Consider the following 26,070-nt stretch of genomic DNA (forward strand, 5'->3'; position numbering starts at 1 on the left):
TCGAGCGTCTCAAGAAGGTCAGGCGGCGGCCGGCAGACCGCCGGTTCCGCCCGGCCGCGCCACCACGCGATGGCGGAGGCCGGCGCGGTCGCATTCCTCGTCGGCGCGGGTGAAGCCCGTCCAGACGCGGTCGTCCATGTCGGAGTCCCGGGCCGTCGGCAGGAAGCCGGCCCTCGCGAGCACGTCGGGCAGGTCGCGGCGTCCGGGGCGCCGCTCCATGCCGACCTTCAGGTAGGTGCCCTCGTGGAGCATGACGATGGTCGCGAACTCCACCCGCGTGTGCTTCTCCGCCTCGCGGAACCAGCGCGGGTTGGACGCCCAGTAGATGTTCTGCTCGGAGTCGACGGCCACGGTCAGCGGGCTCAGCGCGGCACGGGCCAGATGCACCTCGGTCGGGCGGTCCCGGTGGACCCAGGCCAGCGCGGCCCGGCCGACCACCGATTCGAGGACCCCGGTCACGTCGGACGTGTCCGCGCAGCCGGCGAGGAGCTGGAAGACGGGCTCGCTGTCGGTCGTCCCGGACGCGGGCGGCAGCGCGTAACGCGACCGCAGGTCACCGGCGTCGATGTCGCCGTTGTGCGTGGCCACCACCCCGGCGGCGACGGGGCCGCCGCCGATGGACGCGGCGCCGGGGACGACCATCGGGCTGGCGTTGCCCGGCTCGGCGGGCGAGCCCTGCGTCGCCCAGCGGGTGTGCCCGAGCGCGACCGGCGCGCGGTCGAGTTCGGAGATCAGCTCCGGCCGCCAGATCGCGGAGAAGCGCCCGCGGCCCTTCAGCACGCGGCAGCCGACGCCGCCGCCACCCGGCCCGCCGCCGAGCCCCGGCCAGGCGCCGAGGAGCGCCAGCCCCGCCGAGTCCGTGCCGCGTTCCTCTGCGAGCATCCCCAGCGTGACGAACACGTCCGACGCCGGTCCCGCGTCGGTGGCGAAGGGTGAACGCACCATCCCGAACAATCCGCACATGCTGGATGAGATGCAGATCATGGGCGGACGGTTCGACTCCACTGTGGGGACGAATAGGCTCGGAGGGTGAACCGCGCGCCCCGATGGCTGCTTCCCGCCGTGCTGACCGCGCTCGTACTGGCCGTGGTCGTCGGTGCGATGCTGAACTGACGGCGGTGCAGGACGGCGGTGCCGCGACGACGGCGCGGGTCATATGATCGACGGGGCGCGGAACGGGGATGATCAGGCCATGGCAGTGCGTCCGTCCCCGTGCCGCCGCGCGGCTCGCGGCGGTGCCGCACTCGGCCTCGCCGCCGCGTTCGTCTGCCTGCCGTCCGCCGCCGCGTCCGCCGCGGTGTCCGCCGCACCGGCCGGCCGCGCGCAGGCGACGGCCGCGGGCACGGACGACCGGGTGCTCTTCAAGATCAAAGATGAGCGGATCACCGAGTCCAGCGGCCTCGCGGCCAGCAGGCGGCATCAGGGCGTGATCTACACCCACAACGACTCGGGCGGCGTCCCGACGATCTACGCGCTCGGCATGGACGGACGGGTCGAGGCCACGCTGACGGTCGGCGGCGCGAACGCCCGCGACTGGGAGGGCATCGCGGTCGGCGAGGACGGGCGCGGACGTCCGGCGATCTTCGTCGCGGACATCGGCGACAATCTCGGCGGCGCATGGCCGTATGTGACCGTGTACCGGATCCCGGAGCCGTCCCGGCTGCGCACCCGGACGCTGCGCGCCACCAGCTTCAAGATCAAGTACGAGGACGGGCCGCGCAACGCCGAGACCTTCATGATCAATCCGCGGACCAACCGGATCTACATCGCCAGCAAGCTGTTCGGCGGCAAGGTGTACGAGGGCCCGGCGAAGCTGCGGACGAGCGGGTTCAACACGATGCGGAAGGTCGCCGACGCGCCCTCCATGGCGACCGACGGCGCGTTCGCCCCGGACGGCCGCACCTGCGTCATCCGCACCTACTTCGGCGCTCGCCTCTACTCGGTGAAGCCGGACGGCGGCCCCGGCGAGTCGCTGACGTCGATCGACGTGCCCATGCAGGGCCAGGGCGAGTCGGTGACCTACGCTCCCGACGGCAGGTCCATCCTGGTGGGGTCCGAAGGGACGAACCAGCCCGTCTACCAGGTCCCGCTGCCGGAGGACGCGCTGCCGTCGCCGTCCCCCGCGCCGAAGGACGCGGAGACGACCGGCAACGCCGAGGACGGGCGCAGGGACGCCTCCGGCCCGAGGATGGGACTGTTCCTCGCGCTCGCCATCGCCGGAGCCGTCGGCTATGGGCTGATACGCAGACGCGGGGGTCCGTGGGGAGGCAAGTGACGGAAGCGATGGGCCGACCTGACCCGCACGATGGAAGTCGGTTTCGCTGAGCGACCGGATGCTGGAAGGAGGCGACGGTCCCACGGGGACCCGTGTGAGGATGCGGACTGTGGAGCATGAGCTGGTGGGCCTCGCGGGTCCTGATGGCCGGTGGCGCCCCGTCGCCGCCGGCCCGTTCGCTCTCCTGGCGGTGGTGCTGGCACTGCTGCCGATCCGGCCGGTGTGGCTGTGGGCGGCGCTGATCGGCGCCGTCGCCGCCGTCCCCTGGATGCTCGGTGCGGCCCCGGAGGCGCGGCGGAGGCGTCCCCGGCCGTTCTGGCGGCTGTCGGCGGCCGGCCTCGAACGGGTCGGGCCGGGCGGGCTGAGCATGGTCTCCTACGAGCGGTCCCGGATCGACGCACTGGCCATCACGACCGGCGACGGCGTGCTGACGGTGTTCCACCGGTTCGGACGTACCGCGGTGGGCGGGATGACCGCGATGGGCCTGGAACCGCTCGCCGTGTTCGTGACGGCCCGCCGGCTGGGGATCCCCATGCACGTCCTGGACGGCGAGTCCACCGATCTGCTCGATCCGGCGCTCGACGAGGCCCTGCACATCCCGGGGCTGGACGACGACGCCCCGGGCGGAAGCGCCCTGCCACGCGACCACGCGGCGGAGAAGCGCCTCCTGGACCAGGAGGCGGCGCTCCTGGCCGCCGCCCACGAGCCGTCCCTTCAGGCGTCCCTGCAGGCGTCCGCTGAGCCGTCCGGCGAGCCCGCCACCGGAAGCGGGTCCACGCGCGGCAGGAACAGGGCGGGCAAGGGCAGGGCCGACGGTCAGCGGCTCGACACGCCGGAGCCGCTGCCGAGCCGCCGCCGGATCGTGCTCCTCGGCGCGCTGACCGCCCTGCTCGGCGCCGTCATGATCATCCGAATCGCGGTGGACGGGACCGGCGAGTTCGGTGCCCGGCTCGCCGCCGGCTGCTGGACGCTCGCCGCGATCGCGGGCGTCCTCGCGGCGCGCCGCCGGCTGCTGCGGGCCGCCCGGGTCCGGTGGACGATCACCGCAGAGCGGCTGCTGGTGCGGGCCCTGCCCGGCCGCCGCCGCGAGGCCCAGGACCTGCCGGCCGGGGACGTCGCCGCGGTCGTCGTCGGGCCGGGCCTGCGCCTCGACCCGGTCAGCGGCGAGCCGCGCCGCGCCGACCTCGCCGCGCTCGCGTTCGGGCACCGGATGGAGCTCGTCGCCCGGCTGCCCGCGCACGGCCTGGACGACTTCCAGCTCGCGCACGCCCTCGACGACCACGGCTACCGCGTGATCACGCCGGGGACGCGGCCGCCGCGGCGTCCCGAGTACGGGCTGGAGGGGCTGCCGGAGATCTTCGCGCAGGTGCCGGGCGGCCGGCTCGTCGTCGCCGACGGCGGGCTCGGCTGGGCGGACGCCGCCGGCGACGTCGTGCTGAAGATGCCCGAGGACCGCATCGGCGGCATCGAGCTGCTGACCATCGCGGGACACGCGTGGGTCCGGCTGTACGACACCGACGGCGACGAGTTCTTCGCCGCCCCCCTGTCGGCGCTGCGGATCTCCCGCACCGACCTGCGCGACTCGGCCCGCCGCGCCGGGCTGCCGGTGAACGACGCCGAGTACGACGCGTACCTGAGCGCGGCGTTCCACTCGGCCGTGTCCACGTTCGCCACCCCCGAACCCGGGACGGAGCCTGAACCGGCGACCGCGGCTCTGCCCGCGCAGAGCGCCGGGCAGGAGGGCGCGGCTCTCCGGCCGGACCGTGCCGACGAGCCCGACTTCACGTTCTCCGTCCCCGCACCGCCCGGCCCCGCCACCGCACCGGGCGCGCTGCTGGACGCGACCCGGCGTTCCCGTCTCGGCACGTACGGGATGAGCGTGCTGCTATGCCAGGCGGTGGCACTGCTGGGTGCGGTCTGGCTCGGCCCGGAGCTGGGCGGGTTCAACACCACGGCGAGCTGGTCGGTGCCCGCGGGCCTCGTCATCGGGCTCGCCGGCTACTGGCTCTACGACCGCAACCGCTCGCAGCTTCGCGTGTCGTCGGCCGGGCTCGCGGTCGTCACCAGGCGCGGCAGGGTCGAATGGGACCTGGCCCGCGACCGGATCGGCGGCATCGGCATCGACGAGGCGCGCGAGCGGATGCCGCGCCTGGTCGTGTGGGGGCCGTCCGGGCGGGTGCTGCGCCAGGTCGCGTTCCCGCCGGACCTGGACGAGCTGCGCCGCGCCTGCGAACGCTACGGCGTCCCCTGGGGGCCGCCCGACGCCGACCGTCCCGCGCCTCCGCCGCCCGAGCTCTGACGCAGCGACCACGTCTTCAGCGACTCGTACCTCACCTGGCTGTAGTCCTTGCCGGGCAGGTGGCTGCGCATCAGATGGACGGAGTCGGCCGTCCACGGGGCGCCCGCGAACGCCGACAGCGCCTCCAGGAGGGGCCGCACGTCCACCGGCTTTCTGGACCGCGCCAACGTCAGGTGGGGACGGAACGTGCGGTGCTTGTCGGGCATCGTCCCGACGCGGCGGCCCGCGGCCGTGGTCGACGCCGCCAGCCGCACGGCCCGGCGGCGGTCGCCGAACAGGCCCGTCCACAGGACGCGGGCGTGCGTCCCGCCGCCGGGGAACGCGCCCGCTCCCGCCAGCGACAGCGACATCCGCTCATGCCGTCCGACGGCGCGCTCCAGCCTCGGGAGCAGCCGGTCCAGGGTGCGGTCGTCCACCTCGCCGAGGAAGGTCAGCGTGACGTGCAGCAGTTCGCGCCGGACCCATTTCAGCTCGGGCACCGCGCCGGCGTGCGGCGCGACGGCCTCCTCCAGCTCGTCCAGGATGTCCGGTGGCGGAACGAGCGCCACAAAAAGCCTCATGGGAGCGTCCGAGGGGCCACCCGTCCAGCATTTCAGCAGATGGCACCCGTTGTCACGCCGACCGGCCGCCCCGCCGCCGGCACCGCGGCGCCCGGCGGGGTCCGGTGGGCCCGGTCACCTTCCGGCGGCCCGGCGGGGCCGGATCCGGGCGAGCGCCGGGCGGATCGACCCGCGCGCGGCGAGCACGCCGACGCCGAGCGCGGCGAGGGCGGAGACCAGACCGCCCAGGACGAGGGCCGTCCGGGCGCCGAAGTGCTCGGCCAGCCAGCCGATCGTGGGAGCCCCCACCGGGTTCGTCCCGAGGAACACGAACATGTAGAGGCCCATCACCCTGCCGCGCATCTCGGGCGCGACGCTGAGCTGGAGGGTCGTGTTGGCCGCCGTCATGATCGTCATCATCACGATGCCTGTCGGGACCAGCAGCACCAGGAACGACCAGTACGTCGGCATCAGGCCGGTGACGATCTCCAGCGCACCGAACAGCACGCCCATTCCCACCAGCAGCCGCAGCCGCGGCCTGGCCACCCGCCGCGCGGCCAGCAGCGCCCCGCTGAGCGCGCCGAGCGCGAGCATGCTGGACGCGAGGCCGAACGCCGACGCACCGGTGTGGAAGACCTCCTTGGCGATCAGCGCCACCGTGGTGGAGAAGTTCATCCCGAACATGGCGATGAACCCGATGAAGATCAGGACGAGCATCAGGTCGCGGCGTCCGCGCACGTAGCGCAGGCCCTCGCGGAGCTGCCCCTTGGCGCGCTTCACCGGGGCCGCCGGGTACAGCTCGCCGGGCCGCATCGCGTAGAGGCCGAGCAGGACGGCGCCGAACGACGCCGCGTTCACCAGGAACACCGGCCCGGTGCCGATCGCCGCGATCAGCACGCCCGCGACGGCGGGGCCGAGCAGGCGGGCGCCGTTGAAGGTGGCGCTGTTCAGCGCGATCGCGTTCGGCAGGTCGCGCCGGCCGACCATCTCGACCACGAACGACTGGCGGGTCGGGTTGTCGACGACGGTCGCGAGCCCGAGCCCGAACGCGAGCACGTACACGTGCCACACCTGCGCCGCGCCGGTCACCGCCAGCAGGCCGAGGACGAGCGCGAGCACGCCCATCGACACCTGCGTGAGCACCAGGACGCGGCGCTTGGGGTAGCGGTCGGCGATGACGCCGCCCCACAGCCCGAACAGCAGCATCGGCAGGAACTGCAGGCCGGTGGTGATGCCGAGCGCGATGCCGCTGCCGTGCGCGAGTTCGAGGACGAGCCAGTCCTGCGCGACCCGCTGCATCCACGTCCCGGTGTTGGAGACGACCTGGCCCGCCGCGAACAACCGGTAGTTGCGGTTGCGCAGGGAACGGAACATGCCCCCGGACCGCGGTTCTGCGGCCTCGTCCTGCTCGGTGTCGTCCTGCTCGGCTTCGCCTGGTTCGCCGGGTTCTTCCGGATCGTCGTCCGCGCCGGGGGCGGTGCCGGCGGTTTCGACCGTTCCGTTCTTCTTCGGGGTCTTCTTCACGACCGTGGCGGCGGCCGGTTCGCCCGCGTCCGGGAACGGTCCGGCGACGTCGACGCGCCCGGCCGGGCGGCCGGGTTCACCGGGTCCATCGTCAGCGAGAGTCATTAACACTGCTAACGATAATTGTCCCGCCGCCATTCCGGCAAACCCCGTCCCCGCAACCCCGTCGGCGCGCGGGCCACCGGCGCCCGTCCAGCGCCGGCGAGGTCAGGAGCGGCTGAGCTTGTCGATGATCGGGGCCGCCAGCCGGAGGGCCTCCCGCTCGTCGTCGGTCAGCTCGCCGAGCCTCCTGGCCAGCCACGCCTCCTTGCGGCGCCGCTCGTCGGCCAGCAGCGCGGAGCCCTCCTCGGTCGCGTTCAGCTGAACCTGCCGCCCGTCCGTCGGGTGGGGCCGGCGAGCGACGAGCCCTCGCTCCTCCAGGTAGGCGATCACCCGGGTCATCGACGGCGGCTGCACCTTCTCGTGGTCGGCCAGTTCACGCGGCGTCATCGACCCGTGCCGCTCGATCGCGGCGAGCGCGGCGAACTGGGTGAGCGACAGCGGGCTCCGGGCGCCGTCGCCGGCCGGAGCGGGGCGCAGCGTGCGCAGCCTGCGCGAGAGCCGCGCGATCGAGATGCGCAGCTCCTCGGCGAGCGCCGGCGCGGACGACGCGCGTCCGCGGCTCGGTGGCGTTGTCATCGTCAATGGTCTCCCGTGCTGCCCATGCTGCCACGCCGCGCCCCGGTACGGCCGGGGCCACCGCCCTCGCGGTCGCCGCCCCCCGGGGAAGGACCCGGTGCCCGCACGCTGATGGACGAACTTACCGAACGACCCGAAAACGACCGGTGTCAGGAGCTGGTGAGGATGACGAGGCGCCGGGTCGCCCTGGTCATCGCGACATAGCGGTCGACGGCCCCCTGGATGCCGTCCCCGAACGCCTCCGGGTCGACGAGGACGACCAGGTCGAACTCGAGCCCCTTCGCCAGCTCCGGTGTCAGCGACCGGACGCGGGACGTCCCCCGGAACGCGGGATCGCCGATGACGCAGGCGATCCCGTCGGCATTCTCAGCCAGCCAGGTGTCGAGGACCGACCCCAGGTCCGAAGCGGATCCGCGGACGACGGGGACGCCGCCGCCGCGGATGGAGGTCGGCACGTTGGCGTCCGGGAGCGCGGCCCGGATGACCGGCTCGGCTTCCGCCATGACCTCCTCCGGCGTCCGGTAGTTGATGCTCAGGGAGGCCAGCTCGATGCGGTCGAACCCGATGCGCTCGAGCCGTTCAGGCCACGACTCGGTGAACCCGTGCCTGGCCTGGGCGCGGTCGCCGACGATGGTGAAGCTCCGGGACGGGCAGCGCAGCAGCAGCATCTGCCACTCCGCGTCGGTCAGTTCCTGGGCCTCGTCCACGACGATGTGCGCGAACGGGCCGGCGAGCAGATCCGGGTCGGTGCTCGGCAGTGCGGTCTCGTCGACCAGGCTGACCTGCGCGTCCTGTCCGCGCAGCATCACCACCAGGCCTTCGCCGTCGTCGCCGTCGGCGCCGGAGACGGCCGCGGCCTCGATCAGGTTGTCGACGACCTGGGCCATGTGCTCGCGCTGAGCGGCGACGGAGGCCTCGTGGCGGCGCCTGCGGCGGCTCGCCTCCGGGTCGCCGAGCCGCTGCCGCGCCGCGTCCAGGAGCGGCAGGTCGGACACCGTCCACGCCTGGGCGTCCTCGCGCTGCAGCGTGCGGATCTCGCCGGGGCTGAGCCACGGGGCACACAGCCGCAGGTAGGCGGGTACCGTCCACAGGTCTCCGACGAGATCGGACGCCTCGATCAGCGGCCACGCGCGGTTGAAGGCCGTGAGCAGCTCCCTGTCCTGCCGCAGCGACCGGCGGAGCAGGGCCTCCGGTGCGTCGCCGTCGTGCTTGTCCATCAGGATCGTGAGCAGTTCCTCCCAGATCTGGTCGCGCGCCTCGTTGTGCGGCGTACCGGGTTCTCGTGCCTGGAACGCCTCGGCCCAGTCGCCGGGGCTCAGCCAGATGTCGGACCAGTCGGTCGTGACCGTCATCCCCTCGGCGGGCGGCCTCTCGTAGAACCCGACGGCCGGCTCGATCGCCTTCACCAGGTTCGCGGACGACTTCAGGCGGGCCACGTCCGGGTCGGTCTCGGGCGCCGCCGCGGCTCCCTCGGCGACGAGGTCGCGCAGGGTGCAGGTCTGCACGCCCTCCTCACCGAGGCTGGGGAGGACGTCGGCGACGTAGGCCAGGTAGGGCTGGTGCGGACCGACGAACAGCACGCCGCCCCGGCGGTGACCGAGACGGGGGTCGGAGTAGAGGAGGTAGGCGGAGCGGTGCAGGGCCACGACGGTCTTCCCGGTGCCCGGACCGCCGTTGACGACGAGGGCGCCGCGGGATCCCGCGCGGATGATGGCGTCCTGGTCGGCCTGGATGGTGCCGAGCACGTCGCGCATCCGCGGCGACCGGCTGCCGCCCAGGCTGGCGATGAACGCGGACTGGTCGTCGAGCGCGGCATGCCCTTCGAACCCCTCCGAGGTGAACACCTCGTCCCAGTAGTCGCCGACCCGGCCTCGGGTCCAGCGGTACCTGCGGCGGCTCACCAGGCCCATCGGGTCGGCGTGGGTCGCTCCGAAGAACGGCTCGGCCGCCGGGGAGCGCCAGTCGACCAGCAGCCGGCGGCCCGCAGCGTCCTTGAGGCCGAGGCGTCCGATGTACACGGGCTCGGGGTCGTGCTCGGCGACGATGTGCCCGAGGCACAGGTCCAGGCCGAAGCGGCGCAGGGTGCGCAGCCGGGTGGTCAGCCGGTGGATCTCCATGTCCCGTTCCAAGGCCTTCTGGCCCATGCCGGCGGGCGCCATGCGCTCGGCGTCGAGACGGCCGGACAGGTCGGCGATCGAATGCTCGAGGCTCTCCGCGATGGCCGCGAAGTGCCGCTCGTCACGGGCGATCAGCGCCGGGTCGGCCTTGGGAGCGAGGTGGTCGGGAAGGTCGAACGCACTGGTGGTCACGGGATTCACGTCGACGATTGTGCGGCACGGCCGGGGTCTTGCCGCAAGCCCCCCGGTGCGCTATAAGTTGAGAGTGGAGAGGAGTGCGTCCTCCTCCTCTCACCCTCCTTCACATCCCGGCCGTGCAGCCCGGCCGCGTAGCCTGGCCAACATGACCCGACCACGCCGCCCGGATCCGCCGCCGATGCCTACCAACGACGTACGGATCGCGGCCATGGGCACGGCCGCCTGGGCGGTGGCGCTCGTGGTGCTGCTCATCGTCGGGCTGCCGTCGGGGGACCGCTGGTGGCTGTGGGTGTGCGTCGCGGGCATCGCGATCGGCCTGTTCGCCGTCTGGTACGTCCCCAGGCTCCAGCGCGGCCGCGCCCGCCAGGAGGCCGCGCGCGCCGCAGAACGCGAGCGTGAAACCCCGCCTGAGCGTGAAGTTTCGCCTGAGCGTGAAGTTTCGCCTGAGCGTGAGGGCCTCGCCTGAGCGTGTGACGGCCGGCTAGGGTCCCAGGTCGGCTTCGGCGAGGAGGACCGGCAGGGCCTCCGGGTCGCGCAGGACCGCCTCGGCCAGGAGCCGGGCGGCCCAGTTCCCCGTCGCCCACGCGAGTGCCCGGGCGAGCCCGCCGGCTCCGCTCGCATGGATTTCGCCGTCTCTTGTCCACCACGGCACGTCCTGGCCGTCCACGATCAGCCGTTCGTGGGCGAGGTAGTGGGCGGGCGCGTCAGGCAGGACGGCGCCGACCACGTCCGGCACGGAGCGTTTCTCCCCCTCCGACTGGACGACGCCGGGGACCTCGTCGCCGGCCAGCGGCAGATCGAGAAGTTCGGCGAGGCGCGTGTCCCGCCCCTGCGCGGCGATGACGAGCGGCTGTCCCTGGAGGAGCGGCAGGACGTCCGGGCCGTCCAGGACGAGGGCGTCCGCGGCGTCCACGACCTCGGTCCGGCCGTCCACGACCGCACGCACATGGTCGGGTGGTTCGACGGCGACCTCGGGCGCATCAGCCAGTGCCGTCCAGAGGCCGCCCAATTGGACACGGGTGACGGACCGTCCCGGGTCACCGAGGCGATCGAGCAACTCTTGGGCGCCCCTGGGCTCATCGAGCAGATCCATTAGCGATGTACGAACGCCCAGGGCGAGCAGGAGCCGCTCGTCCAGCCCCTCTGGCGCGGCGTCGTAGAGCCCGATGAGGGACTCGTCCCCGCCTAGCCGGAACTCGCCCGGTCTACGGCCTTCCAGGACGCGGTGACGGCTCAGCCACCACGCCGTGTAGGACGGGACGGCAACGCGACGCCCGTTGTGCAAGGTCACGTGCGCCGGATCGACGATCGCGGCCCGCCACGGCGACCCGGCAAGGACGCGCAGCGCCGCGGACCAGTCGTCGACCAGTTCGAGGTCGCGGACGGCGAGGAACTCCGGCACGAGCGGCGGAAGGTCCTGCGGGCCGATCCGCCGCAGGACGTCGTCCGCCCACAGGTCCTCGTCGTCGAGTTCGAGGGTCTCCGCTTCATCGGCGAGCCCTGTGAGGTTCACGTCCTCCTCCGCGGCGAGGGCGAATCCGTCCAGGACGCCGGTGGCCGCGAGGGTCTCCGCACCCCACCGCTCCATGAGCCCGCCATCGACCACGCCGAACGGCGCGTCCTCGGCCATGAGGTCGCGCAGCGGGCTCTCGGGCAGAAGCAGCTCGCCTGCCGGGTAAAGCTCCCCGTCATCGCCGGGCAGGGCCAGCTCGGCCAGCCAGGGCTCCTCACCGGGATCGAGGCGCGCGGCCGTGACCAGTTCCAGGACGGCCTCCGCGACCGCATCGGGGTCGTCGGACTCGAACGACTCCCCGACGGCCGCCCTCACGGCGGCGTCGGCGAGAACGGTGCGAGGCCCTGCTTCGACCGCACCGAGCCGCGTCAGCAGCGGATGCACCGCGTCAGGGTGGACGAACCGCAGCCCGAGCGCGTCGAGGCCCCCGGGATCGACCCCGTCCGCGATCAGCAGGCCCCGCGGCCCCCGCACGGTCCGCCCCGCGTCCCCCGCCAGCGGCACCGGGAGGGCGCCCAGAGCGTCTGTGGCGGCCTCAACGAGCGTTCCGTACACCCGGTGCCACCACGCCGGCTCCCGGTCCACAGCGGCCAGCTCATCGATCACGTCGGCCAGCTCGACCCGCCGGACACCGAGCGCGGCCAGCGCCGCACTCCGCGCGGGCCATTCCGGAGGAAGCAACCCGACGACGACCGCGTCCCCGCCGCCGGTCCCCTCACCGGCGGCGTCCTCGCGGCCGGCGTCCTGGTCTTCGGGCGGCTCGGTGCCGCGGAGCACCTCGACGAACGGGGCCGGTGCGTCCACCGCGACCGCGTCCCGTCCGCGCATGCGGTGGGGCAGCAGCGGCGCCTCGGGGAGTCGCTCCCGGATCCCCCGCCGAACCTTGGCGTCCAGTTCCCCGGCACCCACCGGCCCAGGCACGAACCCCAGCACCCGTGGTGTGGCCGGAAGGCCGCTCAGCAACCGGACGTAGGTTTCGGCGACCCGATCCACGAGGAAGTCGGTCAGTGCCCCGGGCGCGACGTGCCGCCTATCGGGCGCGAGCGGAAACGACGCGATGAGCAGCGCCGGCAGATCCAGCCGTTCGTCACTGGGCGTAGGCGCGTGCACGACACTCGGCATGCCCTCCGGCAGGCCGTCCTCTGGCAGGGCCCACCGGACCTGCCAGAACGGCCGTGCCCGTTCCTCCACGGGACGGTCCTCCAGGAGCGCCACCGGGATCTCCCCATGCGCCTCGGCCGTCCGCCACACTCCCCCGTTGATGACCACTTCGCCTGACGCGCGGTGCTCGGCGGTCAGCTCGCGGGCGTCCCCGTCGACATCGATCTCAACGAGTTCCAGTGCCGGCAGGGCCAGCATCAGCGCCGCGCCGACCTGCCCTAGCTGCCGCCGGACGGACTCGACCGCGTCCCCACGCAGCGGCAACCGCACGACCGTGTCGAATCCCGCCGGGATCTCCGGCAGGTCCGCCTCGTCCAGCGCGAACGGCAACCGCAGCAGCGGAACGTGCCCGCCGCGCCGCGCCAGCTCGTCCACGAGCACGGGGATGCCTTCGACCAGTTCCCGGGCCCGCTCGCGCGACCACGCCACACCCGCCGCGCGGGACGCGATCTCGGGACGGTCGCTCACGGCCACGACGGCGGCGAACCCGACGCCGAACCGTCCCGCCGCACCGGCGTCGTCCCGTTTGGACGACGCCCGCAGCGTGGACAGCGCCTCCACGCCCGCGGCGTCCAGCGCCGCGCCCGCGTTCGCCGCGCTCAGTACCGCCCCGTCGTGCCCGATGCCGTGGCCGCCGACGCCATGGTCGCCGACGCCGTACTCCGGGTCGCCGTCCGTGCGAAGCGTCAGGCGGAGACGACCGGGGACACCGGCGCGCAGCGCGGCGTCGGCGGCGTTCTGCGCCAGCTCCACCACGACGCGGTCGCGGTAGCCGCCGAGCGCGAAGTCCTCCTCGGTGTTGGCGTCCTCGCGGAAACGGGCGGGTGATTCGCTCCACGCGCGCAGCACCCGCGTGCGGAGCGCCCGCGTGCCGAACGACTCCCCGTCTTCCGCGGAGCCGCCGACCGCCGGACCGTCGACCGCCGGACCTTCAACCACCGAGCCGTCCCCCAAAGGGCCGTCCGTCATCTGGTCAGCTGTGACCGAGGGCCTCGTCCTCCAGGGCGGCGGCGTCCTCGTCACCGCCGGAGGGGACGACCTCGTAGCCGAGCTCGTCGATCACCGGCGGGTTGTGCTCGGACACGGCCGGGAGCGAAACCGCCTCGGAGTGCGCGCCGCAGCCGTGGTCGGCGGACACGACACGCCCGTCGTCGGGGGCGTACTCGTTCGCGCACACCCCGAAGACCTGCCGCAGCTCCCCGGCCAGCGTGACGAAGAACCCGCAGGTGGAGCACTGCGCGGGGGCGGACGCGGCGATCGGGGCCCGGGGGCCTCCCACCCCGTCGTACCAGCGCGTCGCGGCCTCGTCACGGCCCTCCTGGGACAGCACCCGGGCACGGCCGAGCCCCGGCTCCCACTGCGCCTGCCAGTCGGCGGAGTCGTCGACCTGCGTGAAGCCCGGGGCGAGCCGGACGTCGTCGGGCGCGGTCGGCAGCAGGTCGCCGGGCCCGAGGTCACCGGGACGCAGCCGCTCCAGCCACGGCACCCACGGCGGCGCGAGCATGGCGTCGTCCCCCGGCAGCAGGACGCATTCGCTGACGGTCACGACCTTGGCCCGGGCCGCCCGCGTCACCGTGACCGACCAGCGCCAGCCCGTGTAGGCGGGGTCGAGACACGCGAAATAGTGCGTGACCAGGCGGTCGCCCTCGGAGCGCAGGCCGAGATGCTCACCGACCGGCTGGGGCCGGGCGGTGTCCTCCGCGGACTGGCGGGCGAGGTCGACGGCTTCGGCGCAGGCGGTGTCGACTGGGGGCGTGCGGGTCCGGCGGGCGGATCCGGAGGGGGCGCTCGCGGCGGCGGGTCGCGCGGGGCTGGACTGGCGCATTGGGCTCACATGTCAATTCTCGCCCATGGAACGACGTGGCCGGGCACGCACCCGGCGACGGCCGCTATGTGAGCCCGCATCCAGGCGGGGAACGTACCCTCAATTGGAGTCGCTGCGAGGGCCGTGCCTCGGCCGACGGCCTGGACGACCGCAGGGGGAGAACAGCGCGTATGGGGGACCGGACACGGTTCGGACGGGCCGTACACGCCGGCGCCGGCGGGACTGCGCGGGCGTTCCGCGGCGCGCGGTCGGCGGTGCTGGGAACGGGCCGGCTGACCCGGCGTGTCACCCACGCCCAGGGCGCGGGCCGCAGCGGTCTCGGCAGCCTGATCGAGTCGTCCGCGTTCAACTCCGCCGGCGACGCGATGCTCACGGTCGCCCTCGCCGGGACGCTGTTCTTCGGCCTGGACATCAATCAGGCACGCGGCCAGGTCGCCCTCTACCTCCTCGTCACCATGGCGCCGTTCGCGCTGGTCGCGCCGCTGGTCGGCCCGGCACTCGACCGGGCGCGGCACGTCCGCCGGTACGCGATGGCGAGCACGTTCGTCATGCGCGCGCTGCTGTGCTGGGGGTTGGCGAGCGCGCTCCCGCACGGTGACGAGATCACGTTCCTGCCCGCCGCGTTCGGGGTGCTCGTGCTGTCCAAGGCGTTCGGGGTGCTGCGGGCGGCGGTGACGCCCCAGGTCATGCCCGGCGAGATCACGCTGGTGACGGCGAACGCGCGATGCTCGTTCGCCGGGCTGATCGCCGCGTCGGTCACCGCCCCGATCGCCGCGGGTCTCGCCGTGCTCATCGGCGCCGGGTGGGTGCTGCGCATCGGCACGGTCGTCTTCCTGCTGGGCGCCGTGTTCACCATGCGGCTGCCGCGGCTCGTGGACGTCCCCGACACCGGGCCCGCACCGGAGAACGGAACGGAGCCGGAATCGGCGGGTGCGGAGGCTCCGGCGGATGCGGCGGAGCCGGGGGCGCCGAAGCCGGCCGCGGCGCGTGCGAGGCACTGGCGGACGCTGCCCCGGGTCGGCCCCGTCGTCGCGGAGGCGATGCAGGCGAACGCGGTGCTGCGGGCGCTGTCCGGCTTCCTGATCATCTATCTGGCGTTCCTGCTCCGCCAGCAGCGGTTCGACCCGGTGTCCCACCATGTCGCGCTCGGCCTGCTGGCGGCGTCCGCCGGGGCCGGCGGCCTGATCGGCACCGCGCTCGGCGTGTGGATGAAGGCGCGGGCGCCGCGCATGATCGTCCTGGCGACACTGGCGGCCGTCACCGCCGTCACCGCCGCCGCCGCGGCGTTCTTCGGACTGTGGGCGGCGCTGGCGGTGGCGGCCGCGGCGGGGCTCGGGCAGGTGTTCGGGAAGCTGTCCATGGACGCGGTGGTGCAGCAGGAGATCGGTGAGGAGGTGCGCTCGTCCACGTTCGCGGTCACCGAGACCCTGCACCAGCTCGTCTGGGTGCTCGGCGGGCTGCTCGGCCTCGGCATGTCGATCATCGCGGACGGGCAGGTCGCGCTCGCGGTCGTCGCGGGGGCGCTCGCCGTGGCGCTGGGGCTGCTGCTGTCGCGCCGGCAACGCGGAACCCGCCGCCGGGCCCGCAACCCCCGCCACACGAAAACGATCAAGGACGCGCACCCGGAGATGCGCGCCTGAGCCCCGCGCGCGGCCGACCCGGCTCGCGGCGGGTCAGGACGCCAGGTCGTCGGCGACCGCCCGCAGCACGGTCGCGATCTTCTTGGCCTCCGCGGGGGCCGGGTGCTTGCCGCGCCGGTAGGTGTTGGAGATGTCGTCCAGCAGCTTGATGAGGTCCTCGGTGATGACGACCATCTCGTCCGGCTTCTTGCGCCGCTGCTTGGCGATGGTCTTCTCGACCGACGGCAGCGTGTCCAGGACCCGGACCTGGAGCGCCTGCTGGCCTCTGCGGCCCTCCACCACGCCGAACTCGATGCGCTGGCCGGGTTTGAGCGTCGTGACCCCGCCCGGCAGCGCCGAGGAGTGCACGAAGACCTCACCGCCGTCGTCGCGCGTGAGGAAGCCGAAACCCTTGTCGGCGTCGTACCACTTGACCTTGCCAGTCGGCACCGGAGACCTCGTTCGGTAATCGTCCTGAATCGACCCCAAGATTAGTGCCTCGCCATGCGCCGGTGTACACACCGGGGTGCCTTACGCGACGCGTGGGGGGCCGTTCGAAGAAGCTATCCCGAAAGGACGGCAGGGGCATCCCGATATCGGCTCGGCCAGGGTCAGGCGGTCGCCCCGAAGGCGGTCATCCAGCCGGGGAAGGCCAGCAGGTCCGGCAGGACGACGTCGGCGCCGTAGGCGGTGAGGGCCGCCGAATCGAACGGCCCGGTCGCGACGGCCACGGCCACCGCCGACGCGGCCCGTGCGGCGTCCACGTCGCCCGTGTGGTCGCCGATGTAGGCGCCGGCGCCGTGCGCGCGCAGAGCGGCGCCCTTGCCCGCGCCGAAAAGGCCGCCCACCACGGCGTCCACCTCAAGCCCGAGGAAGCGGACGGTGCGCTCGGTGTCGGCCTGGTTCTTGCCCGAGACGACGATCACACGTCCGCTTCTGGCCCGCACCGCGTCCAGCGCGGCGAGGGCGCCCGGCATGGGGACCGTCGCCGGGACCGCGATGTCGGCGTAGACGGCCCGGTAGCGCGCCGCCATCGCGGGCACCTCGTCCGCCGGGAACCAGTACGCGAGCTCCTCCTCCAGCGGAGGGCCGATGCGCCGCACGACCAGGTCGGTGTCGATCGGGACGCCGGACTCCTCGGCGAGGGCGGCGTACACGGCGGCGATCCCGGCCCGGGTGTCGGCCAGGGTCAGATCGAGGTCGAAACCGACGGCGAGGGGGGTCGGGAGATCGAGGTCAGGCACGCCCCACAGGGTAAGGGGCTGGACACACGCGAGTACCCGCGCTCTCCTGGTAGTGGCGATGCGACGGGATCCGAGTAGGAGAGCGCGGGAACTTACGCGCGGGAACCGTTCTGTTGTGATCGGGTCTGGTGTGCCCGATCCTCTGGGAACGGCCGCCCGTGTTTGCGATATACCCGCGCCCTCGGCCACAAACCGTCTGACCAGGGAAAACGCGGGACTCGAACAAACCACCCGAAGGAAAAGGACGATCAGCACCACGGAGCCGGACCGTCCGCCCCGGCGAAGTCCCTCCCGGCGAAGGAGGCCGCACATGGCAGGGAACCCCGACCGGCCGCTCGACCAGGACCTGGCGGGACCGGCGAGCACACCATGACCCGCATCGAACCCGGCGGCGACCACCGCGCGCCGCGGGCCCGGCGATCGTTCACCGCCGGCGCAGCCGCCGCCCGCCGCCGCGCCGTCACGATCGCCGCGACCGTGGTCTCCGTCATCACCACGGTCATCGTGCTGATCCTGGCCGTGCACATCGTGTTCGTCGCGTTCGAGGCCAACACGGCGAACGACCTCGTCCGCTGGTTCGGCGACCGGGCGACCGACCTGTCCTGGCAGTTCAAGGACATCTTCCAGCCCGAGGACCACAAGGTCGAAGTCGCCGTCAACTACGGCCTCGCCGCCCTCGTCTACCTGGTGATGGGCCGAATCCTGGCGGGCCTCATCCACCGCCTGGCCTGATCCCCACCCCCGGCCACCCGAACCTCAGCCACCATCCACGGATTACCGCAGCGACACGAAGAGACCAGCACGGTCGCGACAACCGAAACACCGTGTCGTGAGGATCGACCGGCTCGCAACGGGGTTCCAGGGGTCGCCCCCTGGGCTAATCGCGCCCGGGGAAGCGGACGTCGTCGAACGGCCAGGCGGTTTTCACCCACTCGCGGACGAACTCCTCCAGTTCCTTCTCCAGGGCGGAGTTCTCCTCGTCGGCGCGGACCCAGAACACCACGACCGCGTCCGCGCCGGGCTCGTCGGACGGCGCGACGTGGATGCGGCCGATCTGGCGCTCCCCGTCGGGCGTGATGACGACGTAGCTGAACGAGCGCCGCAACTGTCCCTGCTTCTGCAGCCAGGCGACGTCGATCAGGGCCTGCTCGAAGGTGAACTCGTGGTCCGGCCATCCCCACTCCGGCCCGAACCGCCCGGCGAGCCGGTCGAGGCTGCCGATCACGGCGCCGTAGTCCTTGACCACGTCGTGGACGGTGATCGGGCGGATCTGGAACCGGGAACCGGCCACCAGTGTGGGCACAACGAAGTCCTCGGGCAGGAAGGCCCCGTCGGCCGCCTTCCGCGGAGACATGAACATCGCGACCTCTCCGACGACGGCCCCTTCCGGCGATGGGGCGCGGAGAACTGAAACTCTAGTCGCCGCCGGCCCGGTGCGAGCGGGATCACGAATTCGGGCGTGCCGCGACAGGACATGGGTCGCGCAGGTCGAAGATGCCTTAGTGTTCTTGCGGAGGAACTCACCAACATGACGACACCTACACGCGATCGGATCGTTGCCGAGTCGCTTCGGCTGTTCGCCGACCGCGGCTACGCGGCGACCTCGGTCGCGGAGATCGAGGCCGCGGCCGGCCTGTCACCGGGCGCGGGCGGTCTCTACCGGCATTTCCGGTCCAAGGAAGAGGTGCTCGCCTCCGCCATCCGCGAGCACATCGACCGCACCCGGCAGCAGATCAACGAGGTCCTGGACCAGGCGACCGTCTTCGAGGACCGTCCGCTGGAGATACGGCTGCGGATGACGTGCCAGGCCGGGCTGGCGAAGATGCGCGAGGAGCAGGACCTCATCCGCGTGCTGTTCCGCGACCTCGACCAGTTCCCGCACCTGGTCGCGGAGATGCGCGAGGGCATCGTCAACCCGCTGTACGACGGGATCTCCACCTGGCTTTCGGCGCAGCCCGAGTTCGACGGTTCCGGGGAGGACTGGCCGGCCATCGCCTCCGTCCTCGGCGGTGCCGTCGTGAACTACTGGCTGGCGAACGAGTCGATGTACGAACCACCGACCCGCATCGACGAGAAGCGGTTCGTGGACAGCTGGGCGCGGCTCGGTCTCGGGCTGATGCACCTGGACCGCACCCCCACCCCCTGACCCGCGGAACGCCCGGTCCCGCGGTGATCCACGGATGATTCCCGAGGGTGATCCGCGGCTCCGATCCTCCTGAAAATCCCCGATCCGGGCAGGCCGTGCGGGCTTCTACCCTTGAGGGGCCCGGTACAGGCGGCGTGCACGCCGCCTAAAGTTGGGGATCGGCAAGTTGGGATCGGCATGGAAACGTATGCGGACTGGTTGCGCGCACGAAGCGACGACGAGCTTCGTGCGCTGCTGTCCGCGCGTCCGGAACTGCTCGCCCCCGTCCCCGCCGACCTGACGGCCCTCGCCGCCCGCGCCGCGACGCCGGCCGCGATCTCCCGCGCCCTCGACCGGCTCGACCGCTTCACGCTCGCCGTGCTGGAGGCCCTGCTCGTCCTGCCGGCGCCGACCGGACCGGACGCGCTCGCCGCCGCCGTCGGCGCCACTCCCGGCCAGGTCGCCGACGCGCTGGGAACGCTTCGGCGGTACGGGCTGGCGTGGGGGAACGGGGACGGGACGCTGAACGCGGCGCCCGGCGTCCGGCAGGGCCTGCAGCACCCGGCGGGCCTCGGACCACCCGCCCAGGAGGTCTTCGCCGGGTATTCGACCGAGCGGCTCACCGACCTGGTCACCGACCTGGAGGGGGAGGCGCCGCGCGGGTTCGCGGACTCCGCACGGCTCCTGCGGCGGCTCGCCGAACTGCTGGACGACCCTGGCCCGCTCATCGACGACGCCGGGCCGGAGGCACACGCCGCCCTCGACGCCCTCGCCTGGGGCCCGCCGTTCGGACGCGTCACGGACGCGCGCCGCCCGGTCCGGATCGACACCGCCGCCACCCCCATCGAGCGGCTCCTCGCCCGCGGGCTCCTCGCCGCCGAGGACGACCGCACCGTCACCCTGCCCCGCGAGGTCGCACTGCACCTGCGCGGCGGGCACCTCTTCCGGGACGTCCCGGCGGAACCGCCTCCGCTCACGTCCGCGGCGCGCGGACCACGCGGCGAGGACGTGGTGGTGCGGGCCGCGGCGGGTGAGGCGGCGGCGGCCGTCCGGCTCATCGAGGAACTGCTGGAGCGGTGGGGACTGGACCCGCCGCCCGTGCTGCGCAGCGGCGGCCTCGCCGTCCGCGACCTGCGCGCCGCCGCCGTGCTCCTGGACGTCGGCGAATGGCAGGCGGCGCTGCTCATCGAGGTCGCGTACGCGGCGGGGCTGCTGACCCGCAGCGGCGACCTGGACGGCGAATGGCTGCCCACCCCCGCCTACGACCTGTGGCTGCTGCGCGACACCGCAGGCCGCTGGACGGAACTCGCCCGCGGCTGGCTGAAGTCCGACCGGGCGGCCGGGCTCGCCGGGGAACGCGATGACCGCGACCGGCTCATCAACGCGCTGAGCGAGGCGATGGTGCGCAGCAGCGCGCCGGCCGTCCGCCGGGCGACCCTGGAGATCCTCGCGGACGCGGAGAACGGCTTCGCCGACGAGGACACCGTCCGCGCCCGGCTCGCGTGGCTGCGGCCGCGCCGCGGCGGACCGTCCCGCGACCGCCTCCTCGGCTGGACGCTGCGCGAGGCCGCCGTCCTCGGCATCACCGGGTTCGGTGAACTGGCCCCGTTCGCCCGCGACCTTCTCGCCGGCGACGACCCCGAACCCCGCCTGGAGAAGCACCTTCCCGCGCCGGTCGACGAGATCGTCATCCAGGCCGACCTGACCGCGATCGCGCCCGGCCCGCTCGTCACCGACCTCGCCCGCGAACTCTCCCTCGCCGCCGACGTCGAGTCCACCGGCGGCGCCACCGTCTACCGTTTCACCCCCGAGTCGGTCCGCCGCGCGCTGGACGCCGGCCGGACCGCCGCCGACGTCACCGAACTGCTGGCCAGGCACTCGGCGACCCCGCTCCCGCAGCCTCTCACCTACCTGATCGACGATGTCGCCCGCCGGCACGGTCACCTGCGCGTCGGCGCCCTGTCGTCCTACGTCCGGACCGATTCACCGGCCGCACTCGACGAGATCCTCGCCGACCGGCGCTCGGACCCGCTGCGGCTGCACCGCCTCGCCCCGACCGTCCTCGCGTCCGGGCTGCAGCGCGCCGATCTGCTCGACGGGCTGCGCGCGATGGGCCTCGCGCCCGTCGCCGAGGCCCCCGGCGGCGGGGTGATCGTGACCCGCCCGGACGCGCAGCGCGCGGAGCCCCCGCCGACCGCCGAGATCGTCCGGTTCCGGCCGGAGCAGCGCACCGACGCCTCGATGGTCTCCGCCGCCGTCCGCGCGCTGCGGGCCGGCGACGAGGCGTCCAAGCACGGCGCCGAGCAGGCCCGGCTGCGGGCGGACACCCCGTCCGCTGAACCGCCGCGGTCCCCGGCGATGGCCACCATCGACCGTCTCCGCGCCGCCGTCGAACGCGGCGGACGCGTCTGGATCGGCTACCTCGACCAGCAGGGCCAGGCGTCCAGCCGCATCGTGGAACCCGTCCGCGTCGAGGGCGGCTTCCTCACCGGCTACGACGCCACCCGCGCCGCCGTGCACCGCTTCGCCCTCCACCGCATCACCGGCGTCTCCGAACTCACCGACGACCCCGCCCCCTGACACTCTCCGGGGCCCGCACGTCCGTCCCTCGGACCTCTCCGGCGGCCCCGCGTCTCCCCCGTTCCGCCAGGGCGGCAAGGGCATGCGGCCGGTTGCGGACGAAGGGGAACCCTGGTTCTGTCGGAGTCGTCGTAGCGGGTATCAGCCGGGGGGCGAGAGGAGACTGTCCGTGAGCGGATACGGAGGTAGCCCGCCGCCTGGCTGGCAGGACCCGTACGGGGGTTCGCAGGGCTGGAGCGGCGACCCCTACGGCGGCGGCGCGTACGGCCCGGGGCCGGGGCAACCCGGGTACGGCTACGGACCTCCGGGTTATCCGGCGAAGCCCAGGAACAACGCGAACACCACCGCCGCCCTCGTCTGCAACATCGTCGGGGTGCTGCTGTGCTGCGGCATCCTGTCCATTCCCGGCGTCATCACCGCCGCGATCGCGATGGGCCGCGTGGAGTCCGACCCGGAGTCCGCGCGGAAACTGACCATCTGGAGCTGGGTGCTGTTCGGCGTGTCGATCGTCCTCGGGATCATCCTCGCGGTCGTCTACGTCATCGTGATCATCTTGAGCGAGGACTATCAGTCGACCAGCACGTACTGACCTTCCCTCACCGTCCGGAACGGTTCCGCCCGCTGCTCCCGTCCGCCGCCACAGCCTCCCGCCGGCTCCCTGCACGGCGTCCGGCCTTCGTGGTGCCGGGCGGGTCGCAATAAATCCGGCGGCATCCGGTGTTGGATCTCCTGGCCCCGTTCGTACGGACGACGTGCCGCCGTCCCTCCGGTAACGTGCACGGGCGGTGCCAGGCCGGACAGCGGTGCCAGGCCGGACAGGCATCCGATCACCGATTCCCGACGGGGGCTCTCGCTTTGACCGACGGTCCGCTCATCGTCCAGTCCGACAAGACGCTCCTGCTGGAGGTCGACCACGAACTGGCCGACGCCTGCCGTAAGGAGATCGCCCCGTTCGCCGAACTCGAACGGGCACCCGAGCACGTCCACACCTACCGGGTGACGCCCCTCGCCCTCTGGAACGCCCGCGCGGCCGGCCACGACGCCGAGCAGGTCGTCGACACGCTGATCAGGTTCTCCCGGTATCCCGTCCCGCACGCCCTGCTGGTCGACGTCGCCGACACGATGGCCCGGTACGGGCGGCTGCGGCTGGAGAAGGACCACGCGAACGGGCTCGTCCTGTCGTCCTCCGACCATTCGGTGCTGGAGGAGGTGCTGCGGGCGAAGAAGATCAAGGGCATGATCGGCGACCGGGTCGGGGAGGACGCCGTCGCCGTCCACCCCAGCGAACGCGGCGCACTCAAGCAGGCCCTGCTCAAGCTCGGCTGGCCCGCCGAAGACCTCGCCGGATACGTCGACGGCGAGGCCCATGCGATCTCCCTCGTCGAGGACGGCTGGGAACTGCGCTCCTACCAGCGGGAGGCCACCGACACGTTCTGGCACGGCGGCTCCGGCGTCGTCGTGCTCCCCTGCGGCGCGGGAAAGACCATCGTCGGCGCCGCCGCCATGGCCCGCGCCGAGGCGACCACGCTGATCCTCGTCACCAACACCGTCTCGGCGCACCAGTGGAAGCAGGAACTCGTCCGGCGCACCTCCCTCACCGAGGACGAGATCGGCGAGTACACCGGCACGAAGAAGGAGATCCGCCCCGTCACGATCGCGACCTACCAGATCATGACGACACGCCGTAAGGGCGCCTACACGCACCTCGAACTCTTCGACGCCCGCGACTGGGGCCTGGTCGTCTACGACGAGGTGCACCTGCTGCCCGCACCGATCTTCCGGATGACCGCCGACCTGCAGGCACGCCGCCGCCTCGGCCTCACCGCCACCCTCGTCCGCGAGGACGGCCGCGAAGGGGACGTGTTCTCCCTCATCGGCCCCAAGCGTTACGACGCGCCGTGGAAGGACATGGAGGCGCAGGGCTGGATCGCCCCCGCCGACTGCGTCGAGGTCCGCGTCACCCTCACCGACTCCGAACGCCTCGCCTACGCGACCGCCGAACCCGAAGAGCGCTACCGCTTCTGCGCCACCACCGACACCAAGACCAAGCTCATCCAGGCGCTCGTGGACCGGCACCGGGGTGAGCCGACTCTCGTCATCGGCCAGTACATCGACCAGCTCGACGAACTCGGCGCTCTCCTGGACGCACCCGTCATCAAGGGCGAGACCCGCGTCCGCGAACGGGAACGTCTCTTCGACGCGTTCCGCTCTGGCGAGATCGACGTCCTGGTCGTCTCCAAGGTCGCGAACTTCTCCATCGACCTTCCCGAGGCGTCCGTCGCCGTCCAGGTATCGGGTGCTTTCGGGTCTCGCCAGGAAGAGGCCCAGCGCCTGGGCCGGCTCCTGCGCCCCAAGGCGTCCGGACACGGTGCCCGGTTCTACGCCGTCGTCGCCCGCGACACCCTGGACCAGGACTACGCCGCCCACCGCCAGCGCTTCCTGGCCGAGCAGGGCTACGCGTACCGCATCGTCGACGCCGACACCGTGCTCGCCGGCGACGAGATCTAAGGTCCGGTTGCGAAGTCCTGGTGGGGCCGGCCAGCGGACTTCGAGCCGATCGCCGCGGGTGCAGGCAGCTCAGCGCCCAGGGTTCGAGTCAGGAACAGCGCGGATGGTCAGCGCCCAAGCCGGCCTCTGCGATGCGTCCGAGCAGATCGCGGAGCGTCAGCAGGTCCTTCCGAGGAAGGGCGAACAGGGCGACCGCATCCGCGTGGCCGCCCTCGCGCAGGAGCGCACGCCTCCGCTCGCCCTCCTCGGTGAGGACGAGATGCTTGACTCGCCGGTCCTCCGGGTTGGGCTGCCTCCTGACGAGGCCGCGGCGCTCCAGACCGTCCACGATGCCGGTCACGTTGGAGGCGTCGCATCTCAGCCAGTCGGCCAGTTCCCGCATGGGGGCCGGCGCACTCAAGTTCGCCAGGGCCATCGCCTGAGCAGGCGGCAGGCCCAGCTCGGCCGCGGTCGCGTCGAACTTCGCACGTAGCCGCCCTGCCAGCTGAAAGACCGAGTTGGCCAGGTCGGCCACAACCGGATCGGGGTCCTCGCTCATACCTCCGATCGTACGCGCTCCTTCATGGCCTCGATTATTGAGCATCTCAACTAAATATGCCTATACTGCCCAAGAAGTTGAGCGCCTCAAGCATCGAGCCGTCCAAGGAGTACTGATGAACGTTCTCAGCCGAGCGCTCGGTGTGGCCGGCGCGGTCGCGGCGCCCCTCACGGTTTGGGTGGTGGGCGACCCCCTGCTCGGGCACGAACTGGTCGTCGAACAGTCCGGCCGGGAAGCCACGAACCTCGGCGCGGTTCAGATCATCGTGTTCGCGCTCGCCGCCTCGCTTCTCGGATGGGCCTTGCTCGCAATCCTGGAACGCGTGACGACCCACGCACTCCGCATCTGGACGGTGGTCGCGGTGGTCGTCCTCGCCCTGTCGTTTCTCCCACTGACCGGCGTGGAGGCGACCGGCGGATCCAAAACGGTCCTGGCCCTCGCCCACATAGCCGTCGCCGCCGTCCTCATCCCGCTCTTCTGGCGAACCTCGGCCCGGAGCCGGAAGGCCGAACAGCCCGCCCAAGGCGCGGGGGCCGTCGGCAGTCGGTGAAATGAGAGAGGCCGCGCCGGCTTTCGGACCACCACATCCGCTGAGCGGTGGCCCCGGCGTCCTGCGGTGCGGCGGGGTCGGGACGCCGGAGCCGTCGCAGTCAACTGAGGTCGTGTTCGCCGGCATTGACGCCGTTCACGAACGTCACCCATTCGGCGGCGGTGACGGTCAGCACCGGACCGGTCAGCGACTTGCTGTCCCGGATTCCGATGCCGGTCCCCAGGCCGGCGACCTCTACGCAGTTGCTCAAGCCATTACTACGGGAACTCTTGCGCCAGGAGGCGCGACTGAGACCAGGACGCTCCATCCATCTCCTCCCTGAGATCGGAAGGGTCCTACCCCGCTCACACCTTCTACTCAAAAGAGTGCGTTTCGGATGTGCGAAAACCGGCCGTCCGCGCGTCTCTTCGTTCCAAAAATGCTGCAGACGAATGGGCCTGCCATCCGAGGTGGCCTGCGGCCTCCGCCGTGACCGGCCTGACCTGGCATGTTGTCCGAACCGGCGTGGAGGAACATCTACCAAGACCGCTGCCGCAGGCCGTCGCGTCGGGGACGGGAGAACTCCACGGCCATCCCGTCCGCCGAGAACGCACAGCATGGCGAATACCAGCGCGCCCCACCGGCCCGCCAGTCACCAAAAGAGAAAGGCCCCGCCGGTGTCGGCGGGGCCTTTCTGCAATTTGAGTCCGGCGGTGTCCTACTCTCCCACACAGTCTCCCATGCAGTACCATCGGCGCTGAAGGGCTTAACTTCCGGGTTCGGGATGGGACCGGGTGT

General features: G+C 72.6%; 22 protein-coding genes and 1 rRNA gene. 10 read left to right on the forward strand and 13 right to left on the reverse strand.

The features are described from left to right. Nucleotides 1-18: 18 nt before the first annotated feature. Entirely contained in the window at nucleotides 19-945 is a 927-nt protein-coding gene (locus tag ACGFIS_RS06240; protein ID WP_392899687.1) for a hypothetical protein, read from the reverse strand. Between the two features lie 247 nt (nucleotides 946-1,192). On the opposite strand from ACGFIS_RS06240, the gene ACGFIS_RS06245 reads away from it, so the two are divergent. Continuing rightward, nucleotides 1,193-2,275, forward strand: a complete 1,083-nt coding sequence (locus tag ACGFIS_RS06245) for a hypothetical protein (protein WP_392899685.1) — start codon at nucleotides 1,193-1,195, stop codon at nucleotides 2,273-2,275. Nucleotides 2,276-2,375: 100 nt separating this feature from the next. Further along, on the forward strand, nucleotides 2,376-4,574 hold the full coding sequence (locus ACGFIS_RS06250) for a hypothetical protein (RefSeq protein ID WP_392969779.1): 2,199 nt from the start codon (nucleotides 2,376-2,378) through the stop codon (nucleotides 4,572-4,574). On the opposite strand, the gene thpR is transcribed toward ACGFIS_RS06250, so the two are convergent. The 4 genes from thpR to helR form a co-directional block, all read right to left on the reverse strand. After that, nucleotides 4,511-5,134 carry an RNA 2',3'-cyclic phosphodiesterase gene (gene thpR, locus ACGFIS_RS06255; RefSeq protein WP_392899681.1) on the reverse strand — a complete coding sequence of 208 codons (624 nt, stop codon included), beginning with the start codon at nucleotides 5,132-5,134 and terminating at the stop codon, nucleotides 4,511-4,513. The two genes, ACGFIS_RS06250 and thpR, sit on opposite strands and share 64 nt — an antisense overlap. Nucleotides 5,135-5,248: 114 nt before the next feature. Continuing rightward, nucleotides 5,249-6,487 (reverse strand): MFS transporter, encoded by a 1,239-nt coding sequence (locus tag ACGFIS_RS06260; protein WP_392901416.1) that lies wholly within the window; start codon nucleotides 6,485-6,487, stop codon nucleotides 5,249-5,251. Nucleotides 6,488-6,844: 357 nt separating this feature from the next. Then, nucleotides 6,845-7,315 (reverse strand): MarR family transcriptional regulator, encoded by a 471-nt coding sequence (locus ACGFIS_RS06265; protein ID WP_392899679.1) that lies wholly within the window; start codon nucleotides 7,313-7,315, stop codon nucleotides 6,845-6,847. A 149-nt stretch (nucleotides 7,316-7,464) separates the two neighbouring features. Continuing rightward, nucleotides 7,465-9,633 (reverse strand): RNA polymerase recycling motor ATPase HelR, encoded by a 2,169-nt coding sequence (gene helR, locus ACGFIS_RS06270; RefSeq protein WP_392969782.1) that lies wholly within the window; start codon nucleotides 9,631-9,633, stop codon nucleotides 7,465-7,467. A gap of 142 nt (nucleotides 9,634-9,775) precedes the next feature. Between helR and ACGFIS_RS06275 the strand changes: the two genes are divergently transcribed. After that, nucleotides 9,776-10,096, forward strand: coding sequence for a DUF2530 domain-containing protein (locus ACGFIS_RS06275; protein WP_392969785.1), 321 nt, complete (start codon nucleotides 9,776-9,778; stop codon nucleotides 10,094-10,096). Between the two features lie 15 nt (nucleotides 10,097-10,111). Here the strand turns inward: ACGFIS_RS06275 and ACGFIS_RS06280 are convergent, their stop codons facing one another. Then, nucleotides 10,112-13,243 carry a sacsin N-terminal ATP-binding-like domain-containing protein gene (locus ACGFIS_RS06280; protein WP_392969788.1) on the reverse strand — a complete coding sequence of 1,044 codons (3,132 nt, stop codon included), beginning with the start codon at nucleotides 13,241-13,243 and terminating at the stop codon, nucleotides 10,112-10,114. Nucleotides 13,244-13,277: 34 nt separating this feature from the next. Beyond that, on the reverse strand, nucleotides 13,278-14,129 hold the full coding sequence (locus ACGFIS_RS06285; RefSeq protein WP_392901413.1) for a DUF3027 domain-containing protein: 852 nt from the start codon (nucleotides 14,127-14,129) through the stop codon (nucleotides 13,278-13,280). 170 nt (nucleotides 14,130-14,299) lie between these two features. Between ACGFIS_RS06285 and ACGFIS_RS06290 the strand changes: the two genes are divergently transcribed. Next, nucleotides 14,300-15,769 carry an MFS transporter gene (locus tag ACGFIS_RS06290; RefSeq protein WP_392969791.1) on the forward strand — a complete coding sequence of 490 codons (1,470 nt, stop codon included), beginning with the start codon at nucleotides 14,300-14,302 and terminating at the stop codon, nucleotides 15,767-15,769. Nucleotides 15,770-15,802: 33 nt separating this feature from the next. On the opposite strand, the gene ACGFIS_RS06295 is transcribed toward ACGFIS_RS06290, so the two are convergent. Both ACGFIS_RS06295 and ACGFIS_RS06300 read right to left on the reverse strand, forming a co-directional pair. After that, nucleotides 15,803-16,198, reverse strand: coding sequence for a cold-shock protein (locus ACGFIS_RS06295; RefSeq protein WP_392899666.1), 396 nt, complete (start codon nucleotides 16,196-16,198; stop codon nucleotides 15,803-15,805). A gap of 161 nt (nucleotides 16,199-16,359) precedes the next feature. Continuing rightward, entirely contained in the window at nucleotides 16,360-16,992 is a 633-nt protein-coding gene (locus tag ACGFIS_RS06300; protein WP_392899663.1) for an HAD family hydrolase, read from the reverse strand. Between the two features lie 369 nt (nucleotides 16,993-17,361). On the opposite strand from ACGFIS_RS06300, the gene ACGFIS_RS06305 reads away from it, so the two are divergent. After that, the gene (locus tag ACGFIS_RS06305) at nucleotides 17,362-17,724 is read left to right on the forward strand and encodes a hypothetical protein (RefSeq protein WP_392899661.1); all 363 of its coding nucleotides are present in this window, start codon (nucleotides 17,362-17,364) and stop codon (nucleotides 17,722-17,724) included. Nucleotides 17,725-17,869: 145 nt separating this feature from the next. Here ACGFIS_RS06305 and ACGFIS_RS06310 read toward each other — a convergent pair whose 3' ends face one another. Next, nucleotides 17,870-18,346 (reverse strand): GNAT family N-acetyltransferase, encoded by a 477-nt coding sequence (locus ACGFIS_RS06310; RefSeq protein ID WP_392969793.1) that lies wholly within the window; start codon nucleotides 18,344-18,346, stop codon nucleotides 17,870-17,872. 174 nt (nucleotides 18,347-18,520) lie between these two features. Here ACGFIS_RS06310 and ACGFIS_RS06315 point away from each other — a divergent pair, with 174 nt between their 5' ends. The 4 genes from ACGFIS_RS06315 to ACGFIS_RS06330 all read left to right on the forward strand — a co-directional run bounded on the left by ACGFIS_RS06315 (nucleotide 18,521) and on the right by ACGFIS_RS06330 (nucleotide 24,205). Beyond that, nucleotides 18,521-19,138, forward strand: a complete 618-nt coding sequence (locus tag ACGFIS_RS06315) for a TetR/AcrR family transcriptional regulator (RefSeq protein WP_392899655.1) — start codon at nucleotides 18,521-18,523, stop codon at nucleotides 19,136-19,138. Nucleotides 19,139-19,315: 177 nt separating this feature from the next. Beyond that, nucleotides 19,316-21,697, forward strand: coding sequence for a helicase-associated domain-containing protein (locus ACGFIS_RS06320; protein ID WP_392969796.1), 2,382 nt, complete (start codon nucleotides 19,316-19,318; stop codon nucleotides 21,695-21,697). Between the two features lie 169 nt (nucleotides 21,698-21,866). Continuing rightward, on the forward strand, nucleotides 21,867-22,286 hold the full coding sequence (locus ACGFIS_RS06325) for a DUF4190 domain-containing protein (RefSeq protein ID WP_392899649.1): 420 nt from the start codon (nucleotides 21,867-21,869) through the stop codon (nucleotides 22,284-22,286). A gap of 266 nt (nucleotides 22,287-22,552) precedes the next feature. After that, entirely contained in the window at nucleotides 22,553-24,205 is a 1,653-nt protein-coding gene (locus tag ACGFIS_RS06330; RefSeq protein ID WP_392969799.1) for a DNA repair helicase XPB, read from the forward strand. A gap of 88 nt (nucleotides 24,206-24,293) precedes the next feature. Here ACGFIS_RS06330 and ACGFIS_RS06335 read toward each other — a convergent pair whose 3' ends face one another. Continuing rightward, complete coding sequence (locus ACGFIS_RS06335; protein WP_392899644.1) at nucleotides 24,294-24,743, reverse strand: MarR family winged helix-turn-helix transcriptional regulator; 450 nt, start codon at nucleotides 24,741-24,743, stop codon at nucleotides 24,294-24,296. Nucleotides 24,744-24,858: 115 nt separating this feature from the next. On the opposite strand from ACGFIS_RS06335, the gene ACGFIS_RS06340 reads away from it, so the two are divergent. After that, nucleotides 24,859-25,293 carry a DUF6069 family protein gene (locus ACGFIS_RS06340; RefSeq protein ID WP_392899641.1) on the forward strand — a complete coding sequence of 145 codons (435 nt, stop codon included), beginning with the start codon at nucleotides 24,859-24,861 and terminating at the stop codon, nucleotides 25,291-25,293. Nucleotides 25,294-25,393: 100 nt separating this feature from the next. On the opposite strand, the gene ACGFIS_RS06345 is transcribed toward ACGFIS_RS06340, so the two are convergent. Together ACGFIS_RS06345 and rrf are read right to left on the reverse strand one after the other, a co-directional pair. Further along, nucleotides 25,394-25,891, reverse strand: coding sequence for a DUF397 domain-containing protein (locus ACGFIS_RS06345; RefSeq protein ID WP_392969802.1), 498 nt, complete (start codon nucleotides 25,889-25,891; stop codon nucleotides 25,394-25,396). An 86-nt stretch (nucleotides 25,892-25,977) separates the two neighbouring features. Beyond that, nucleotides 25,978-26,070: ribosomal RNA gene (gene rrf, locus ACGFIS_RS06350) — 5S ribosomal RNA — on the reverse strand; the annotation flags it as partial.

Source organism: Spirillospora sp. NPDC048824, from assembly GCF_043198455.1.
Taxonomy (GTDB): Bacteria; Actinomycetota; Actinomycetes; order Streptosporangiales; family Streptosporangiaceae; genus Spirillospora.

Coding starts and splice junctions, on each gene's coding strand:
- ACGFIS_RS06250 (WP_392969779.1), top strand. CDS start 2,376: ATGCGGACTGTGGAGCATGAGCTGGTGGGCCTCGCGGGTCCTGATGGC.
- ACGFIS_RS06260 (WP_392901416.1), bottom strand. CDS start 6,487: ATGTTCCGTTCCCTGCGCAACCGCAACTACCGGTTGTTCGCGGCGGGC.
- ACGFIS_RS06315 (WP_392899655.1), top strand. CDS start 18,521: ATGACGACACCTACACGCGATCGGATCGTTGCCGAGTCGCTTCGGCTG.
- ACGFIS_RS06265 (WP_392899679.1), bottom strand. CDS start 7,315: ATGACAACGCCACCGAGCCGCGGACGCGCGTCGTCCGCGCCGGCGCTC.
- ACGFIS_RS06240 (WP_392899687.1), bottom strand. CDS start 945: ATGGTGCGTTCACCCTTCGCCACCGACGCGGGACCGGCGTCGGACGTG.
- ACGFIS_RS06320 (WP_392969796.1), top strand. CDS start 19,316: ATGGAAACGTATGCGGACTGGTTGCGCGCACGAAGCGACGACGAGCTT.
- thpR (WP_392899681.1), bottom strand. CDS start 5,134: ATGAGGCTTTTTGTGGCGCTCGTTCCGCCACCGGACATCCTGGACGAG.
- ACGFIS_RS06290 (WP_392969791.1), top strand. CDS start 14,300: ATGGGGGACCGGACACGGTTCGGACGGGCCGTACACGCCGGCGCCGGC.
- ACGFIS_RS06340 (WP_392899641.1), top strand. CDS start 24,859: ATGAACGTTCTCAGCCGAGCGCTCGGTGTGGCCGGCGCGGTCGCGGCG.
- ACGFIS_RS06345 (WP_392969802.1), bottom strand. CDS start 25,891: ATGCTGTGCGTTCTCGGCGGACGGGATGGCCGTGGAGTTCTCCCGTCC.
- ACGFIS_RS06335 (WP_392899644.1), bottom strand. CDS start 24,743: ATGAGCGAGGACCCCGATCCGGTTGTGGCCGACCTGGCCAACTCGGTC.
- ACGFIS_RS06245 (WP_392899685.1), top strand. CDS start 1,193: ATGGCAGTGCGTCCGTCCCCGTGCCGCCGCGCGGCTCGCGGCGGTGCC.
- ACGFIS_RS06305 (WP_392899661.1), top strand. CDS start 17,362: ATGACCCGCATCGAACCCGGCGGCGACCACCGCGCGCCGCGGGCCCGG.
- ACGFIS_RS06285 (WP_392901413.1), bottom strand. CDS start 14,129: ATGCGCCAGTCCAGCCCCGCGCGACCCGCCGCCGCGAGCGCCCCCTCC.
- ACGFIS_RS06310 (WP_392969793.1), bottom strand. CDS start 18,346: ATGTCTCCGCGGAAGGCGGCCGACGGGGCCTTCCTGCCCGAGGACTTC.
- ACGFIS_RS06275 (WP_392969785.1), top strand. CDS start 9,776: ATGACCCGACCACGCCGCCCGGATCCGCCGCCGATGCCTACCAACGAC.